Here is a 17,624-nt window from a genome sequence, read left to right on the forward strand (position 1 = left end):
GCTTACCGCACAGCGCAGGGCACGGCCATTTGCTCATATGCTGCGGTAAAAATCAGCCCGCGCGATCGAGTCCCGGAAGGCGCGTTGAGAAAAAGCATCGTCCGGGATCCGCGAAAGATATTGATGTGCCTTCTCAATCAGCGCCAGATCGTCCGCCTTGGCGGCCGCTTCGTCCAGATCAGAAAAAAACAGCGGGTAATCAGGGCCTAATAATTCTACCAAGGATGGCAGGCGATTACAGATCACCGGGGTCCGCCGGACGACACATTCGATCAGGGTGTTGTTCACCACGGTGTCGTAAAGATCAAGGAATACCACGTTTTGGGCCAGCAAACGGTCATAGTCGCCCGGGGCCTGGTAGGCCAGAAACTCCACTGAAGACCAATCAGCCTTTCTGGCTGCGGGCTCATTTTCAGCCTCCCGGCGAAGCAGGGACTCCAGATGCGGATCAGGCATTGGCCTGGGCGCGAGCAGCGTCTTCCGCAGCGTAGTCACTTTCAGAAGGCTGATGGAGTGCAGCCGTCTCAGCCATGAGCCGATCTGGACGATCCGGCGGACGGGATTCGCCAGGAAATCTTCCATACGAAAGAAGCGCTCCGGCGGCTCCGTGGGATGCACCGCAGCCGCCACGGGAACGTCAGTCCTTTCTCTCAGCCAGGAGCACATGGTCTCTGAAAACACGTAAATTCCCCGGCAATACGGCAGGCTCTGGCGCCAAGCCGGTAAATTGAAAATGGATTGCGGAGCGGATTCGAACTCGTGCCAGGTGGGAATTCCAGGCGGGTTGTGGATGAAGGCGATCCAGTCACTGCGATAAGGCAGTTTTCCCGACTGCTCGTTTTCTTGGAGGTCCCAGCAGAAGGTGGCTTCGATGAAGGGGTCGAGGATCACGCCGTCAGGCTTCAGCAAAGGCTTGAGCGCGTCCAGGGCATAGGCCCAGCCGCTGCGATGATGGGGGAAAGTAAGATGCCGGGCCAAAGATAACTTTGGTCGTTGGCTGGCAGGTTGTTCGGGAGGGGCCATTTCCATGCGAATCGTTCTATTATAGAAGGTGTGAAGATGCCTCGTTTTGTACCCATTTTGCTGTTGGCGGTTCTGCTCGCAGGATGCAACCGCAACTCGACGGTCGGTCTGGTCGGCACCAAAGCCCCGGATTTCACCATCAAAGACTCTGACCGCACGGTCTCTTTGCATGACTTTAAGGGCAAGACTGTTCTGCTGAATTTCTGGGCCACCAACTGCCCGCCATGCGTGGAAGAGATGCCTTCACTGGTCCGGCTGCAGAAACTGAAGGGCCCTGGGCTGGTGGTGCTGGCGGTGAGCACAGACCAGAGCGAGCAGGAGTACCACAGGTTCCTGCAGCGGTACAGCATTGACATCCTGACCGTCCGCGATGCCGCCAGAAAGAGCCCCGACCTTTACCTCACCACCGGCCAGCCGGAAACCTTTGTGATTGACAGCTCGGGGATGGTGCGGCGCAAGTTCTGGGGACCGGTGGATTGGACCAGTAAAGAAGTCCTGGATTATTTGAGCAAGCTGTAATTCGGCGAGGCCAGGAAGCCTAGTCCGCCAAATAGCTGATCTCCATCCGGCGTATGCGCATACATGCGAATACCAGAATCGCCGCGCAGAGGCAAAGCAGTCCGATCACCGCGATCCACGCGGGGACGGGTTCAGCCACAATCGTGAACAAGGCCATCATGCCTTCTGGACGAAGCGTGACCGGACAAAGCTGTTTTAGATAGAACGCGATACTCAGCTTCTGCAATAGTGAAGGAAGAACAACGTGGAAAGTCTCCCACAGCAGAACAAACGCTCCCGGCAGGATGGGGTTCTTGAAGACCAGACTCAAAGCAAGAAACACTGCTCCATATCCCAGACAAGCCAGCAGGGTGACGCTCAAATAAGCCAGCAACTGACCGAGCCCTGGTCCGGAAAAGACATACGCACGTCCCGCGGCGGCGGAGTGAGCGTACAAGAAGGTGAAGCACAGCAGGATGGCGGTGCCAAAGATCAGGGCTGAAGAAATCAAGCCGGCTAAAAACTTGCCGGCCACCAGCAGTTCCCGGCGCATCGGCGAGAGGAAGTAATAGTGCAGGCTCTTCTCAACGATTTCTCCGCGGAAGAGCCAGCTAAACAGGCCCAGGCAGCCGAAGAAGATGCCAAAGCGGAGATAGTAAACCTGAAAGACAACGGAAAGAATTTCCGTGCTCTCATTGAGATCGGAGCTTCCTCCCAATGGCTCGCGGAGGAACTGGATGGCAATGAAGAGCGCTGGGGCGAATGCCACCAGGTAGATCCAGATGCTGCGGCGCATCCACACGGCTTTCTTGAGTTCGATGCGGAGGATGGCGCCGAGCTGCGACCACCACAGTTGCCACGGAGCTTCACTGAACGACTTGGTCATGGTTGCGATGGAACTCATACCGTACCCCCTCCGCCGCCGATCAGGTATTGATAGACGGAGTTGACGTCATCATCGGCTGGGGCCACAGCTTGCAACGAGATCTGCTCTTCCGCCACGATCTTGTTCAGCAGCAGGTAAAACTCGTCGGCATCGCGGGTGCGAATGAGCACGCCCTGGCCGTCACGGTTCAACTTGGCTTCCACCACGTGATCTTGCGAAAACAAACGCGAGGCCAGCAGATTGGGAGCGTCGCAGCGGACCAGAATCTGCATGGGATGTTCTTTCACCTCGCTGCGCACGCCGTGAATCTTGCCTTCGGCGACTACGTAGCCGTAACTCATCAGGACGACCTGGTCGGAGATCTTGTCCACCTCGTGCAGGACGTGGCTGGAGAGGATGACGTGCATGCCTTCCTTGCCCAGCGTTTCAAAAAGCGCAATGGTTTCCGCGCGGGCCATAGGATCGAGGCCGTTGAGCGGTTCGTCCAGCACCAAGACTGTAGGGTGATGAGCAACGGACTGGCCCAGACGGATGCGCTGGCGCATGCCTTTGCTGTATCCGGCCACCCTGCGCAAGGCCGCCTCGCGCAGGCCGATGCGGTCAATGGCTTCCCAAGTCAACTGGTTCGCTTCCACACTGCTCAATCCGCGCAGCATGAGCGATTGGTAGATGAATTCGTAGCCGGTCACGCCTTTGGGAAAGGAATCAAACTGCGTGCAGTAGCCCACGTGGCGAAAGAATTCTTCCGGCTGGTCCGGTGTAAGCCCCAGCACGCTGATGCTGCCCTGCGTGGGACGCACCAGGCCGGTCATCAAGTTCATGAGCGTGGTCTTGCCGGACCCGTTTGGACCCACCAGGCTGGTCACCCCGGGAGGAAGCGACAGGTTCACGCGGTTCACGCCCAGAACTTCCCCGTAGAATTTCGAGACGTTATCAAAAACGATGGTGTTGTTGCCGGTGGTCATCCGCGTTCCACCTCGCGGGCCCTCAAGCGCAGGTTCAGCAGCCACAAGGACAAAAGGCAAACAGTGAGGAGTGATGCCCAGGCTGCCCACAAAGGAATAGCTTCGCTGCTGGTTTGCACGTGGTGGAGCGGAATGCGAAACAAACTGGCCCAGACCAGGGTAAGCATGTGCGGAAGATTGAAAAGTGATCCCCAGGTGGTCCGCAGGATGAGGTTCATAATGAAGCCAAAGGCCGGCAGTAAGAAAAACGTCCCGAACAACAGCAGGGTCGCGGCGATGCGCCAGCGCACCCATACGGCGATGGCCATGGCCAGCAGGGAGATCAAGGCAATCCAAAGCGCGCACGCGACAAAGATGGAGCCGGCCATCCACAGGTTCTGCCGTCCCCAACCGGCGCCGCGAAGCTCCGCCTCGATGGCGAACAGAATCAGGGCGGGAACCCAGGTAGTGAAAGACAGCAGTGCCGCCAGCACGGACACTTTGCCCAGCAGATATTCGGCGCGGGACAAGGGACGGCTCAGATACAGCTGGATGGAGTGGTTGGCAAAATCCTTGCTGATCATCCCAGGCGCTCCCCAGGCGGTAAGGATGAATGCCATCCAGCCTTCGAAGCCAAGAAAGCCCAGAAACCAGTTGCTGTTGATAGTGGCCGCCATGGTGTTGCCTGCGCGGATGTTCAACAATGCCTGGACCGCCGAGCTATTCACTAAATAGATGTAGCCGAGGCCGATCAAAAACGGCACAAAACACACCACCGTGAACGCGGTGAACATGCGCGACTCAAACAGCCGGGAGAAGCCGTAGCGCGAAAGCACGGTAAAACGCGACCACCGCGGCGTCATCACGCCCTGGTACGCTTTGTAGGTTCGCTTATATACGGCCATTCGTATTCCCCATTACTGGTGGCGGTGGCGGCGGTGGTGACGGCGGTAAGGCCATGCTCCCGGTCATGGCTTTCAGGAAGATGTCCTCCAGAGAGTCGCGACGATAGTTCATACGCCGGATCTGCACCGAATGTTCCGTGGCTAGACGATAAAGCTGGCGGACTTCAATGTTTTCCGGCAGAACGATTTTCAGCCGCCCGCCTCCGAAGCTGGCGCACTCGCAGCCCAGGCCGCGGATGGAATCCAGAAAGCCGTTCTCCACGTTGACCTCAAGTTCCAGGAACTTGAGGTTGGCCCGGCGCTCTTCTTCCAGGTTGCACAGCGCGGCGATCTTTCCCTCTTTCAGGATGATCACCTGGTCGCAGCATTCCTCAATGTCGTGGAGCAGGTGAGAGGAAATCAGAACGCTGACTTCGCGGGTGTCGCGGATCTCGCGCACCAGTTGCAGCATGCGCTGGCGGGCCTCAGGATCCAGGCCGTTGGTGGGTTCGTCCAGCAGCAGCAGGCGCGGGCCGTGAGCGATGGCCTGGGCCAGCTTGGCCAGCTGCTTCATGCCCAATGAATATGTGCCGACTTTGCGGTAACGGGCTTCACCCAGGCCGACGTAAAAGAACGCTTCGTGGGCGCGCTCCATGGCTTCGCCCGGCGGCAGGCCGGAGAGTTCCGCCATGTAACGGACAAAGCGCACGCCGCTCATGTCAGCGATGAACGCGTCGCTTTCCGGCATGTACCCGATGATAGAACGCAGTTCGCGCAGGTGGGTGCGCGTATCTTTCCCAAAAATACGCGCCGCTCCAGTGAGCGGCGTGTAGAAGCCGAGCAACGTATTGATCAAGGTTGATTTGCCCGATCCATTCGGGCCCAGCAGACCGATGCACTGCCCGGTGAGCGAGCCCGAAAGCCGGTCGAGAATGATCCGGCTGCCAAGCTGGACCTGCAAATTGTCGAGTTCAATGACTGGGGCCATTAGGGTCCTTGTAATCATTGGGAGCGCAAGTGCGCTCCCCCGGGTTGTGCCATTCGCATAAGCGTGGAAAGCGCCAGGGTGTTCAGGTCCAGCCCAAAGAAACGGCTGGCGCTGGCCACGCGGATGGAGTTCGGTTCTCCGTAGGCGCAGACGACGCTCGGTTTGGTTTCCGCCGCCAGTTGCTGCAGTGACTGCAACTGTGACGGCGAGAGCTGTTGCATGATCGGTCCCACGACGGGAGCCAGGTTCTGGTACACCAGCGCGGAAACATCAGCATGCTGGTCCTGCGGAAGCAGGCTGCGGAAGCTGCCGGAGCGCGCCAGCGAATTGCCGCTCTGCTTTACGGCTACGGCGTTCATGACCAGGGCGCGACTCGGACCCAAGATCATGTAGCCGTCCGTGAACGTGTAGTTGATTTCGCCGGACTTGGTTCCGTCCGTAAAGTGCAGCGCGTAGTATGTGAGCCCGTTGACAGAGGCTTGCTCCAGGCTGGCTTTCGCGTCCTGGTTCTTGATGTGGTCGTTGGCGTCAGCGACAAGCTGCTGAATCGTGGTTTGCAGACGGCCAGGGTTGTAGACCTCAACCACCACTTTCCACGCAGGCGTGGGGAGAAGCGGTCCATCGAGAGCAAAGGTGATTTCGCCACCCAGCGTTTCCGCGAGGTCCTGACGGAAGTTTATCTTCAGCTCCGCTTCGCCCTTCGCGATATGGGCTTTGGCTTCCGGATTGGAGTTGATCGCCGTATTGAAGACGTCGTCCAGCATTTGTGCAGGGCTCTTGGAGACGAACGCCGCGGCCGCGGCTGCGTCCTTGGAAACAAAATCCAGGCCACCGATGGGCGCCGGCGCTGCCAGCCATGAAGCCAGCGCATGGCGTGGACCGGTGAAGGTCAGCTCCGCGCGGTTGGTCACCTGGCCGGCAATGTCTTTGCGCTCGGCGATAAGGTATTGCACGTCAGCCAAGCCGCTGCTCTGGAAATCACTCTTGTGTCTTTCGCTAACGTGATGAGCAGAAACATGGCCTGAAGCCATGGCCTGCAAATTCGCGCCAAACAGCAACCCTGCGCCCTGCTGATAAGAAGCTGCCATCCGCTGGCCGAACGGTGTTGCGGCGAATCCGCCGCCTTGGCCGTGATTCAGAACGGCGTTGAGCTGCTGCAATGGAGCGATCTCCACCGCGGCGGCAACAAAGTCCGGACGCACCAGCAAGAAGAGCCCACGCCCGTCGCCCGGCGCCGTGGCTGACGCAATTTCCGTTTCGTCAAAAACCCGCACTGTGCCCCGCTTCTTTGGGTCTAGATGCTTGGCGGCTTCCTGTTCAATGAACTGCCGCAGTCCCGGCCGCTGCACCTGGGCGATCACTAGCGGTGGACCGCTGTGACCGTCATGCGACACGGAGAATACGATTTCATTGCCCAGGTATTGGCTCAGGTCGTGGATGTACTCAATGACTTCGTCATACTTGGGCGCACCCTTTTGCGATTGCGCCTCTTGCCACCAGTCGCGCAGCACCTGGCTTTCCTGCAACTCCTGCTGGAACAGTTTGTTGGCCTGGTCCACGGCGTCGCCCAGGTTGGGAATGCTGGCATAAAGAATCGTGCTACTGGGCAGCAAGGGGAGAAGATTGCTCTGATAACGAAGCTCAGGCATCTTCACCGCTTCCAATTTGCTTTCCAGATGCGCGAACTCAGCCAGCAAGGCCAGGTGCTTATCAAGATTCTGGCTCCAGGCAATTTCCTGCTTGACCGGGACGGAACCAACACTCGCGTTGGTGGACCGCTGATCGCCGGAATGCAAGACGCTGGTTACCCCGGCTTCGGCCACGCGGACTTCGCCTTCAATCACAGACACGCGCGAACCTTTGATGCCGCTGTTGACGGCGAAGACCGTACCTGTCACCGACACGCGGCAATCGGGCGCAGCCACGTAAAGATGGCCGGAACTGCGCTTGGCGGCCTGGACAATGATTTTGCCGCGGTCCAGCGCGATGGTCGTGTCTTTCCGGTGCATGGAGACGGCAAACTCCACGCGTTCATTCATCTCGACGACTGAGCCATCGCCTAAACGCAGCACGGCTTGGGAATCGCCGGCGGTGCGGACACGCTCGCCTTCCTGCAATTCGTCGCCGGGCTTGAGAGCCTGATCGTTGCCGCTGAAGCCTACGCGATAGAGCCCGCCGCTGAGTGATTCCACCCGCGCGCGCATCCCGGCGGGTGAAGCGAAGTAGCGGTCCTGGACAAAGTAAATAGAAATCCCGACGATCACGACGGCCGCGGCTGCCATGACCCAGCGGAAATGGCCTTGCGTCGCTTTGGGCAGTTCCTGCTTCCAAGGCAACGGCGCAGTGGACGCGCGTTGGCCGGTCTCGGCTTCGCGACGGCAGTCCACGCACTCGTGCAGATGATCTTCCACCAGCAGAGCGCGAGCCGGGGAAAGCTGGCCGCGGCGATATTGCGGCAGAAGCGTCCGGATGTCACCGCAGCCGCGGATGGATGCCACGTCCGCCGTGGACGCGGACGTCTCCTGGCTCAGTTGTTGCCAGACGCGGGCGCCCGCGGCGCGCAGCGCTTCATTTTCCGGCTGATCGGCTCGCAAGCCGGCAATGGCCTGTTCCAGGCTTTCTTTCGGATTCTTGTCTTGATGGTTCATCGTCCACCCCTCGTCTGCGCTTTGAAATCTTTCTTGAGTTGAGTACGCGTACGATGCAACACCACGGCAACCACAGCCGGCGAGGTCTTCATCAATCCGGCGATTTCGCGGTTGCTGTAATCTTCAATGAATCGAAGCACAAACATCTCCGCCCAGCGCGGGTTCAAGCGCGCCAGGGCCTGCCGCAGCCAGTCTCGCAACTCCAGGTTGCGTCCCGCGGTAGCGGCAGACACCGTTTCCATCGGGTTGGGATCGTCGTCGAGCGGCAACGTTTGTGTTTCTTTTCTTTTTCGCAAAATATCCAGCGCCGCGTTCACCGCGGACCGCCGCAGGTAACCCGGCAGATTGTTGATGTCCGGCCATACGGTCTGGCGTACTAGGCGCAGGAACACGGTCTGCAGGGCGTCTTCGGCGTCGCCGGGATTGCCGGTAATGCGATAGGCCGCCTTGAAGACCAGGTCTTTGTGTTCGACAAACACCCGTTCCAGCTCCGGCGCGGGTTGTTCTCCGGCCAGGACCGCTGCGTTCATACTGGAGATTTGCATTGTGGCTTGCAATTGAGTCCGGTGCTCCTCTCATCCATTACGACGAGGAGAAGGTCTGCTTTATTAACCGGGAGCCCGGAATTAATTCTCCGCTTTCCCGGTCTGAAAGTCATTACGCGCCGGTCCTGGGGAAAGTTCCCTGGAAGTATGGCGGGCCGCTCGGGCGAGCGGCCTATTGGACTGGAGCCCAGGCCGGGAATTTAGCCGATCACTGCACCGGGGCCCAGGTCTGGCATTCCTCGGATGTAACCGGCGATTCCAGCGGAGGGCCGGATTGCGTTCGGACCATGCCGTCTTCGGTCGAACAGAAGCTCTTGCCTCCGGTATTGGGGTCCACCGGAGTGGCGACCACGACATAGCCTTCACACAATGTTCTCGTACACGTGGCGCTAACGCTGTAGCGATAGCCATTCTTGGCGCACCATGTCCCGGAGGCGCAAGTGGCGGGAGCCAGCGTTCCGTTCAGCAAGCACGCTGCGCTTGCAGATTCGCCCTGGCAATCGCCGCTGGGGCCAGGCCCCAGAGTGGCCAAGTCCGGGGCGAAACCGCGGTTGGCGTAAGTGACGGAGTACGTCACCTGCGCAGTGTTGACGGTACGAACGGTGGCCGCCGCGGCAGCTTCGTTGGCCGCTATCCTCGACCGCATGAGATTGGGAATCGCCACGGCGGCGATCACCCCGATAGCGCCAACGCTGAACCCGCCGTTGTCATTGCTGGCCTGGCGAATGGCACTCTCTTCTCCGTAGAGTGCAGAAACGCTAGGCTTGCTCTCGATGGTTTGCGGCAGCAGTCGGGCCATTTCCGGCGCGAATTGCCGCATCATGGGCGCGATCAGCGGCCCAAGATTCTGATAGAACAACGCAGACGCTTCAAGCGGAGAACCCGCCGGCATGGCCGCGCGCAATTCCTTCGACTTACCCAGACCATCGCCACTGCGATGGAGTTGCATCGCCTCCGTTAGCAGGCTGTGGCTGGGAGCCACCAGCAAATAGCCATCTACGATAGCGTATTCAATGTCCATGGTCTTTGGACCATTCGGGACGGAGAAAGAGTGATAGGTCGCGCCATCTTCCTGGTGGCTTTTGATCGGAAAATGAGCGGCGGTAGCCAGCAAGTCGAGCGTTTGCTGCAGGCCTTGAGGATCGCTGGTGCGGAGAATGACTTTCCACGACGGGTCCTGCATCGTCAGGCCGCCGACCTCAAGAACAAGCTCGCCGGTGAGCCTGGCGAGCAGCGCATCGCGCAAGTTGATCTTGAAGGCTTCTTCCATCTGCCCTAGACCTGCCATGCTGTTGGATCCTGCGGCGCTGTCCAAGTCCTTAAGGTCATCAAAGATCTGGGCCGGATTCTTGAGCCTGATGGCCAGGACCAAAGGCGATTTGGCGGAGACAAAATCGAGGCCTCCCAGGTGCTCTGGCGAAGCCAGCCAGGAAGCTACTCCGTGGCGCGGCCCAGAGAACGACAACTCACCACGGTTGGAAGGATGGCCGGGGACATTCTTCTGTTCCCAAATGAGGTATTTCGCGTCGCCGAACCCGGTGCTCTGCAGCATGGCCTGGGTCTGTTTGGTGGGCGGAACATTCTGGCGGATGATCGTGTGCAAGTCCGCTCCGGCCAGAAGTTCCGCTCCGCCGGCGTAGGCCTGGTTCAATCTCGTACCGAATGGCGTGGAAGCAAACCGTGCTCCACGAAGGTTGAGCAGTTTGTCTATCTTGCGCAACGTCGGGAGGTTGAACGCAACCACCACAAAATCCGGGCGCACCAGCACCACGGGGTCGTCCTTGGGACCGGAGGTCTTGGATTTGGCGGTGGCCAGGGTCACGGAGTCATAGATCGGCAAAGAAGGCTTGGCCTTCCCCGATATTTCTTTGTCCAGCTTCAACAAGAAAGCTTTGAGCCCTGGCTTCTTGATCTGGGCCAGCACCACGATGTCGGTGACTGGAATATTGCCGCTGGCAGAAACAACAATTTCGTCGCCAAGGTATAGCGAGAGCTGATGGACCTTGTCCAGGGCGTCTTCCACTTGGGGCCCGGCCGCCGCCACCGAACCGTGCAGCCACCAGTCAGCTAAGACCGGATTGTCCTTTCTTTCCTGCTGGAAGATTTTCAGGGCCTGGTTCACGACGTCGCCGTAGTTGGGGAACGCGGCATAAAACACCGTTGTTTCCGGCAGGACCGGCAACAGGTTGCTTTGCGCGCGCGCCGCGGGCATTTTGAGCTCCTGCGAAAGCCGTATCTGCAAATGGCCCAACGCTTCCGTCAATCCGGGGTACTTGCTGAACTCTTGGAGGAGCGGATTCTCTTTAGTAGGACTGGTCGTGGTCTGCTGGTCGTCCGTCTTGTCCTGGATGGCAAATGCCGAGGCCGCAACCAGCGTCAAGGCGGCTACCGCGGCTAGATGCAAGAATCGCAAGGATAGAGATGAATTCTGCTGTGGCAGGCTGGAAACGCATCCGTGGCGCATTCTTTTCTCCCCTGAAGCCGAACCGGCAAGGACCAGCTTTCGCTATTCATCTCGCGGTTGGCCTAGCTATGAGCATCTTACCCGAAACCGGGAAGAGCCGGTTCTACCCTTGGAACATGTCCAACCAAGTAAAACTCGCCTTGTCAGCGAGCGAGCCGGGTTGCCAATTTCCAATGCTCATTGCACAATTCTTCTACTCATGCACCTGAACATCCCCAGCTCGTTCAACGCGGCCGCGTACTTTGTTGACCGCCACCTTGCGGAAGACCGCGGCGACAAAGTGGCCTATGAATGCGGCGATGAACGGGTCACCTACCGCCAGCTTGCGGAGCGGGTAAACCGCGCCGGCAACGCCCTGACCAAGTTGGGCGTGCGACGAGAAGAGCGCGTCGCCCTGCTACTGCTGGATACGCCAGACTTTGCGTATTGCTTTTTTGGCGCCATCAAGATTGGTGCGGTGGCTGTCCCGGTGAATACGCTGCTGAAGCCGCACGAATACGAGTATGTATTAAACGATTCGCGGGCACGAGTCTTGATTGTGAGCGACGCGCTGCTGCCCCAGGTGCAAGCCATCCCGAAAGCGAATCTGCGGTACCTGGAGACGATTATTGTTGCCGGGAATGCGCCTCGCGGCGAAATGTCCCTGCAACAGCTTCTCGACGAGAGCTCGCCCGATCTGGCAGCGGCCCCCACCAGCAAAGACGATGCGGCGTTCTGGCTCTACTCCTCCGGCAGCACCGGCTTCCCCAAGGGCTGCGTCCACCTGCAGCACGACATGGTGGTGTGCGCTGAGCTCTACGCCAAGGCAGTGCTGGGAATTCGCGAAAGCGACCGCTTCTTCAGCGTGGCCAAGCTGTTCTTTGCTTACGGCCTGGGCAATGGGCTTTACTTCGCGCTGGCCGTAGGCGCTACCAGCATCCTGTGGCCGGGATCGCCCTCACCGCCCAATATCTACGGCGTGATTGAGAAGCACAAGCCGACGCTATTTTTCTCCGTTCCGTCGAACTACTCTTCCCTGCTGGCTTACCAGCGCGAGGGCGGCCCGGACTTTGATCTCTCCAGCGTGCGCTGGGCGGTTTCCGCGGGCGAAGCCTTGCCGGCGACCCTGTTTCACCGCTTCAAAGAACGTTTTGGCGTGGAGATACTGGACGCTATCGGCTCCACCGAGGCTCTGCACATGTTCATCGCCAACCGGCCCGGCGCGGTGAGGCCAGGATCGAGCGGGCAAATTCTTCCCGGATACGAAGCCCGCATCGTGGATGAAAACGGGAAGGACGTCCCCGAAGGCGAAATCGGCAACCTGATGATCAAAGGCGACGCCGTCTGCGCCTGCTACTGGAACCAGCATGAGAAGACCAAGGACACCATCCAAGGCCACTGGTTGCGCACTGGCGACAAGTACTATCGCGACCCGGACGGATACTACTGGTATGTTGGCCGTTCGGACGACATGATGAAAGTAAAAGGTATGTGGGTCAGCCCCATCGAAATTGAGAGCACGCTGCTGGAACACCCTTCCGTGCTGGAGGCGGCGGTTATCGGCTATGCCGACGGCAATGATCTGGTCAAGCCCGCCGCGTATATCGTCTTGCGCTCAGGCCAGCACGGTACGCCGCAATTAGGCGAGGAAATCAAACAGCACATTTCCACCCGCCTGGCGGCGCACAAGTGCCCGCAGTTGCTGGAATTCGTGGCTGAACTTCCCAAGACAGCTACAGGAAAGATCCAGCGCTACAAGCTGCGGCAAGCGGCATCCCATTCCGACGTCAGATAGCCTGCAAGTTTGTCTGGAACTTTCGTTCCCTCTCCGGCGTATATGTTCCAGAAGGAAGCGTGTACCAGAAAGCTTCTTCCAACGCTTCCCGGTTCAGGTGACGGCGTTGGACACACTTAAGCGTTCCGAGTTTTTGTGACCGCGCCGTCGCCTTGAATGTTTGCCGATCGAAAGATTCGGGTCCCTTCAGCCCGGCCTGCTTGGACCTAAGAGGGCCAAACAAATGAAAACGCACAGAATGTTGGCGGTTTTCTTCGTTTACCTGATTGCGGCGCTCGCCTGGAGCCAATCCAAACCTGAAAACCGCATGCAGATGCAGTTGCTTCCCCGCCAGGCGCTGAAGCTGGAGCTGAGTTCGGGCGACTATCGGATTGAGCCCGGCGCTTCTGACAAACTGGTGGTGATCAGCCAGACGGCAAATCCGAATCCCAAACCGCGTTTTGGCGTGGACGCCAATCCAAAACAGGCGTCAGTGAAAGTTGAAGGCCCGCCGAACTACGCCGCGGTGATCCAGGTGCCCCGCAACAGCGACCTGCGCATACGACTCAACGGCGGGCGATTACAAATCTCTGGTATTGAGGGCGACAAGGACGTTGAGTCCAACGCCGGGGCCATCCGCATTGACGTTGGCCGGCCGGAAAGTTACAAGAAGGTGGACGCTTCCGTGGGCGTCGGCCACATTGATGCGCGGGCATTCCAGACCAAGCAGGAGGGTGTTGCCCGGTCCTTCCGCCGCGAGGGTCCAGGGAAATTCCGGCTGCATGCCCACGTGGGCGCAGGCGATATCACGTTCTTTTCGAGCCTGATCTGAAGAAATAATGTTGGTCATGGAGCGAGGTTTCGTTAGAAACAAGCAAGCACTTTGCTCAGGCCTTCGGCAAAGTCGGCTTCGGGAGTAATCAGGCTCAGAACCAGGTAGCCGTCTCCGGGAAAATCATAGAAATGTCCGGGATGGACATACACGCCGTCTTCTTCCAGAAGCTCAATGGCCAGGTCTTCGTCAGAGCGCGTGGCCGGCCCGCGCAGCACCGCGTACCAACCGCCTTCAAGATGAAGACGCGTGCCGCGCGGGTTCTCGGCGAGTTGCGCATCCAGTTCCTTCAAGTTCTGTCGCACGCGAGACATGAGTTGCTTTTGGAAGCCGTGACGCTGGGCCAGCAACGCCGGCGCGGCAAGCTGGATGGGAGTATTCAAGGAAAGATAGGTGTCGGCGATGACCTCCAACCGGGCCAGCGCTTCCCTTTTCCTGGCTTCCGGTCCGCTGACGACGAGCCAGGCCAGCTTCATCTGCGGCAAGCCGGAAATCTTTGACAGCCCGCTCATGGTGAAAGTAAGCGCGGAGTCGTTGGCGGCGAAGCTGGGCTGGCGGCCTTCACCCAAGTTGAAATCAAGAAAAACTTCGTCGGCGATGATGGCCAGCTTCCGCGCGGCGCATATCTGATGAAGCCGGGCCATTTCTTCCCTTTTACAGAAATGTCCGGTGGGATTGTTGGGGTGGACAACGATCACCGCGCGCGTCCGCGGGGTGATGGCCTGCTCCAGGGCGTGGAAGTCAATCTGCCAGCCATGGTCGTAGAGCAAAGGATAACGTTGGAGCTTTACGTCCTGCAGGTCGGCCAATAAATCAAACAGCGGATAGCTGGGCGTGGGGATGAGGACTTCGTCGCCGGGATTGCAGAGCAGTCGAAATCCGAACGAGTAAGCTTCGCTAGTGCTGGCTGTTAACAGAATATCCTCAAGTGTCACTTTCAACTTGTGAGTCGCGTAGTATTCGCAAACGGCGTGCCGCGCCGACGCCATCCCTCGCGGATCAGGCTTGTACTTCAGCGCTCCAGGATGAATCAGGGCCTTCAGGATCGAGGACCCGTCATAGCGAAATCCGCATTCCGTGGGATTGGAAGCGGTCAGGTCCAGCAGCTTGCCGCCGGCCGCGCGGATACGGGCCAGCGCTTGCGACAAACGGTTGGTATGCAGGTCCCAGTTGGTGCGGTCAGCGAACATGGTGGTGTTATATCAGAACGCCGCGATCTCTCAGCGCGGTTGCGGCTGTTCCAGCCGCGGAAGTTTCTTTACCATGCCGCGAAAGCGGTAGTCGCGCAGGCCGTCAATGGCAGCCCACGCCGAATGGTAAGCAGTGTAGGCGCTGCTGTCTTCCTCGCCGACCCACGTGCCGTCGTCTCGCTGGTTTTCCACGAGATACTCGATGCCCTGCCGCACCAGCGGATCGTCTCCCTGCCCCAAAGCCTTCAGGCTGTCGAGCGATTCGCCGATCATCTCCGGATCTTCTTCGTCTTCCTTCAAGGCCTTGGCGAGTTTGTATTTCAGGAATGCGATCTCCTGCGGCAGCAAGGCCGGATCAATGCGCCGGGTGTGATAGGCATTCAGGGCATAAACCAGGTGGGTGACGGAGTAGAACATGTCGAACTCAGCGTCATCATCGGCGGCCTTGTAAGGACGCATGCGGGGCAGCCACTTCACCACGTCGGCCAGGCTGGCGCCCAGGCGGATGCCGGACGCGTCGCCGAAGAAGGTGATGACCAGCGCGTTCTGCCACATCTTATATTCCCTGGGGTCGCCACGCGGAGGCGGCTCATTGGGTGCGTCGAACTCGAAGTAATCCTTGGCGGTGAACTGCGCCGCGGCGCGGCGCAACTCGGCTTTGAAGCGGCGGTCATGCAGACCGAATTTGTCTGCGGCGTACGCGCTGGCGACGAGATCAGAGATGGTGTCAGCGTCGGCGTCCGGTGGCACATGCGGATGCTCCTTGCGCCATCGTTGTGCCAGATCAAGGCCCATATTCGCTGCCGTCGCGCGCAGCTTGGGGTCGCGAGCCGTGTGCGAAATCGTATAAAAGGCCCACACCAAGTCGCCACCGTGGTCGGCGAACACGGCGCTGTCGGAAGCCCGGTTGAAGAGAAAGTTCATGCCGCGTTGAATGACTGCTTGGCGGGAATCGGGCTGAACATTGAGGAGTTGAACATCTGGCGTGGCCGCGGACTGAGCAGCCGGCAATGCTACCGCCGCGACGATTACGAAGATCAGACAACGAGCAAGCGAGCGCACTTGCGGATTATAGCGAAGCCGAAAATTGAGTTGCGAAAAGAAGAAGGGCCCTCTCTTCCCAAAAAGCGAAAAGAGGACCCGAGAAACGAAAGAAGCGTAGCTAGACTTTCTGCACGGCTTGCGCCAGGTTGGTGAGGCTGGTCTTGGCGTCGCCATAGAGCATTCCCGTCACCGGCTTGAAGAACAGCGGGTTCTCCAGTCCGGAGAAGCCTTTGCCTTTGCCGCGTTTCAGCACGATCACGGACTTGGCGCGGTCCACTTCAATGATAGGCATGCCGGCAATGGGACTCTTGGGATTGTCGCGCGCGTCGGGGTTGACGACGTCATTGGCCCCGATCACCACGGCTACGTCGGTTGTGGACATTTCCGGATTGATCTGGTCCATCTCCCACAGAGAAGAATAAGGCACGTTGGCTTCCGCCAGAAGAACGTTCATGTGTCCCGGCATGCGTCCGGCAACGGGATGGATGCCGTACTTCACGGTGACGCCGCGTTCTTCCAGCAAGTTGCCCAGCTCACGGCAAGCATGCTGGGCCTGCGCCGTGGCCATGCCGTATCCGGGCACGAAGACCACCTGGTTCGCGTACGCGAGCTGAACGGCAACGTCGTCAAGGCCGACTTCGCGCATGGTCCCCACGGCACCGGTGTCCGTGCCGGTGACAGCGCCGAATCCGCCAAACAACACGTTGGCCATGGAGCGGTTCATGGCTTTACACATAAGGATGGAAAGAATGAAGCCGGAGAAACCGTCGAGCGTGCCGGCGATGATCAGCACGTTGTTGCCGAGAACGAAGCCGGTGGCCGCCGAAGAGAGGCCAGCGTAAGAGTTCAACAGCGACATCACGACGGGCATGTCCGCCGAGCCGATGGGGATCACCAGCATCACACCGAACACAAACGCCAGGCCCACCATGGTGAAGAAATAGATTGATGCGCTTGCCGCGTTGGGGTGCAACATCCAGAGCACCAGGCAGGTGATCATGCCCAGGAACAGCGCCAGGTTCACAATATGCTGGCCCTTGAACTGGATGGGCGTCCCGCGAATGAACTCCTGCAGTTTGCCGGCGGCGATGAGCGAGCCGGTCACCGTCAGCGAGCCTAACATCACTTCGAGGCCCAGAGCGCCCATCTTTACCGAGCCCAAACCGCTGCCGTGAATCACGTACTCGGCAATGCCCACCAGCGAGGCAGCCAGCGCGCCGAATGCGTGGGAGAGCGCGGTCCGTTGCGGCATGGCGGTCATGGGCACCATGGCCATGGGGATTCCGATAGAAGAGCCGACAATCAATCCTACGGCGATCCACAGATAGTCTTTGATTTCCGGATGGAACAGAGTTCCCAGGACGGCGGCACCCATACCGGCGGCAGCCATGATCATGCCGCGGCGCGCGGTGTCCGGATGGCTGAGGCTCTTCAAGCCCAGGACGAACAGGCAGGAGGCAATCAGGTACGTTGCTTCAAGAAAATAGGCCGGATGGTTCACTTTTTCTCCTCCACCTTGACCGCTTCTTTCTTGCGGAACATCTTGAGCATGCGGTCGGTGATCAGGAACCCGCCGGTTACGTTGATCATGGCGGAAGTCACGGCCGCGCAGCCGAGCAGAGTCGCCAGCGTCTGATGATTTTCATAGCGAGATCCTGCAATCACCAGCGAGCCGATCAGCGAGATGCCGGAGATGGCGTTGGTGGCCGACATCAGCGGCGTATGCAGCAGCGGAGGCACGCGCGAAATTACCTGGTACCCAAGAAACGCGGCCAAAGCGAAGACGTACAGCGACGCGATCACCACCGCGGGATTCAGCACCATCTTTTCAGCAGCTTCCCCGCCCTCAGCGGCGACTTTCGCCACAATCAAAACCGCGGGATGAAACAGAAGTTGAATCATTCAAATCTCCTTAAGTATTACGC

At 59.1% G+C, this 17,624-nt stretch carries 15 protein-coding genes; 3 read left to right on the forward strand and 12 right to left on the reverse strand.

Annotated elements, in window-relative coordinates; genetic code table 11:
• Positions 1 to 33: 33 nt before the first annotated feature.
• Entirely contained in the window at positions 34 to 978 is a 945-nt protein-coding gene (locus LAO20_14435) for a hypothetical protein (GenBank protein ID MBZ5532627.1), read from the reverse strand.
• An 81-nt stretch (positions 979 to 1,059) separates the two neighbouring features.
• Here LAO20_14435 and LAO20_14440 point away from each other — a divergent pair, with 81 nt between their 5' ends.
• The gene (locus LAO20_14440; protein MBZ5532628.1) at positions 1,060 to 1,542 is read left to right on the forward strand and encodes a TlpA family protein disulfide reductase; all 483 of its coding nucleotides are present in this window, start codon (positions 1,060 to 1,062) and stop codon (positions 1,540 to 1,542) included.
• 19 nt (positions 1,543 to 1,561) lie between these two features.
• On the opposite strand, the gene LAO20_14445 is transcribed toward LAO20_14440, so the two are convergent.
• The 7 genes from LAO20_14445 to LAO20_14475 form a co-directional block, all read right to left on the reverse strand.
• The gene (locus LAO20_14445) at positions 1,562 to 2,425 is read right to left on the reverse strand and encodes a hypothetical protein (GenBank protein ID MBZ5532629.1); all 864 of its coding nucleotides are present in this window, start codon (positions 2,423 to 2,425) and stop codon (positions 1,562 to 1,564) included.
• Positions 2,422 to 3,372, reverse strand: a complete 951-nt coding sequence (locus LAO20_14450) for an ABC transporter ATP-binding protein (protein ID MBZ5532630.1) — start codon at positions 3,370 to 3,372, stop codon at positions 2,422 to 2,424. Before LAO20_14450 ends, LAO20_14445 begins: the two co-directional genes overlap by 4 nt.
• A complete protein-coding gene (locus LAO20_14455) occupies positions 3,369 to 4,256 on the reverse strand; it encodes a hypothetical protein (protein MBZ5532631.1) in 888 nt (295 codons plus the stop codon). The genes LAO20_14450 and LAO20_14455 overlap by 4 nt, the downstream gene beginning before the upstream one ends.
• The gene (locus tag LAO20_14460; protein MBZ5532632.1) at positions 4,243 to 5,223 is read right to left on the reverse strand and encodes an ABC transporter ATP-binding protein; all 981 of its coding nucleotides are present in this window, start codon (positions 5,221 to 5,223) and stop codon (positions 4,243 to 4,245) included. The genes LAO20_14455 and LAO20_14460 overlap by 14 nt, the downstream gene beginning before the upstream one ends.
• Positions 5,224 to 5,237: 14 nt before the next feature.
• Positions 5,238 to 7,871, reverse strand: a complete 2,634-nt coding sequence (locus LAO20_14465) for a FecR domain-containing protein (protein ID MBZ5532633.1) — start codon at positions 7,869 to 7,871, stop codon at positions 5,238 to 5,240.
• The gene (locus LAO20_14470; protein MBZ5532634.1) at positions 7,868 to 8,401 is read right to left on the reverse strand and encodes a sigma-70 family RNA polymerase sigma factor; all 534 of its coding nucleotides are present in this window, start codon (positions 8,399 to 8,401) and stop codon (positions 7,868 to 7,870) included. The genes LAO20_14465 and LAO20_14470 overlap by 4 nt, the downstream gene beginning before the upstream one ends.
• Positions 8,402 to 8,624: 223 nt before the next feature.
• Positions 8,625 to 10,829, reverse strand: coding sequence for a hypothetical protein (locus LAO20_14475; protein MBZ5532635.1), 2,205 nt, complete (start codon positions 10,827 to 10,829; stop codon positions 8,625 to 8,627).
• 250 nt (positions 10,830 to 11,079) lie between these two features.
• On the opposite strand from LAO20_14475, the gene LAO20_14480 reads away from it, so the two are divergent.
• Positions 11,080 to 12,654: a benzoate-CoA ligase family protein gene (locus tag LAO20_14480; GenBank protein MBZ5532636.1), complete on the forward strand. Its 1,575-nt coding sequence runs from the start codon at positions 11,080 to 11,082 to the stop codon at positions 12,652 to 12,654.
• 223 nt (positions 12,655 to 12,877) lie between these two features.
• Positions 12,878 to 13,465: a hypothetical protein gene (locus tag LAO20_14485; GenBank protein ID MBZ5532637.1), complete on the forward strand. Its 588-nt coding sequence runs from the start codon at positions 12,878 to 12,880 to the stop codon at positions 13,463 to 13,465.
• 32 nt (positions 13,466 to 13,497) lie between these two features.
• On the opposite strand, the gene LAO20_14490 is transcribed toward LAO20_14485, so the two are convergent.
• From LAO20_14490 to LAO20_14505, 4 genes are all read right to left on the reverse strand, one after another.
• Positions 13,498 to 14,655: a pyridoxal phosphate-dependent aminotransferase gene (locus LAO20_14490; protein ID MBZ5532638.1), complete on the reverse strand. Its 1,158-nt coding sequence runs from the start codon at positions 14,653 to 14,655 to the stop codon at positions 13,498 to 13,500.
• Between the two features lie 30 nt (positions 14,656 to 14,685).
• Complete coding sequence (locus LAO20_14495; protein ID MBZ5532639.1) at positions 14,686 to 15,579, reverse strand: hypothetical protein; 894 nt, start codon at positions 15,577 to 15,579, stop codon at positions 14,686 to 14,688.
• Between the two features lie 238 nt (positions 15,580 to 15,817).
• Positions 15,818 to 17,200, reverse strand: a complete 1,383-nt coding sequence (locus tag LAO20_14500) for an NAD(P)(+) transhydrogenase (Re/Si-specific) subunit beta (protein ID MBZ5532640.1) — start codon at positions 17,198 to 17,200, stop codon at positions 15,818 to 15,820.
• Entirely contained in the window at positions 17,197 to 17,523 is a 327-nt protein-coding gene (locus tag LAO20_14505; GenBank protein MBZ5532641.1) for an NAD(P) transhydrogenase subunit alpha, read from the reverse strand. The genes LAO20_14500 and LAO20_14505 overlap by 4 nt, the downstream gene beginning before the upstream one ends.
• Positions 17,524 to 17,624: the final 101 nt, after the last annotated feature.

This window comes from Terriglobia bacterium, assembly GCA_020072815.1.
GTDB lineage: Bacteria > Acidobacteriota > Terriglobia > Terriglobales > Acidobacteriaceae > Angelobacter.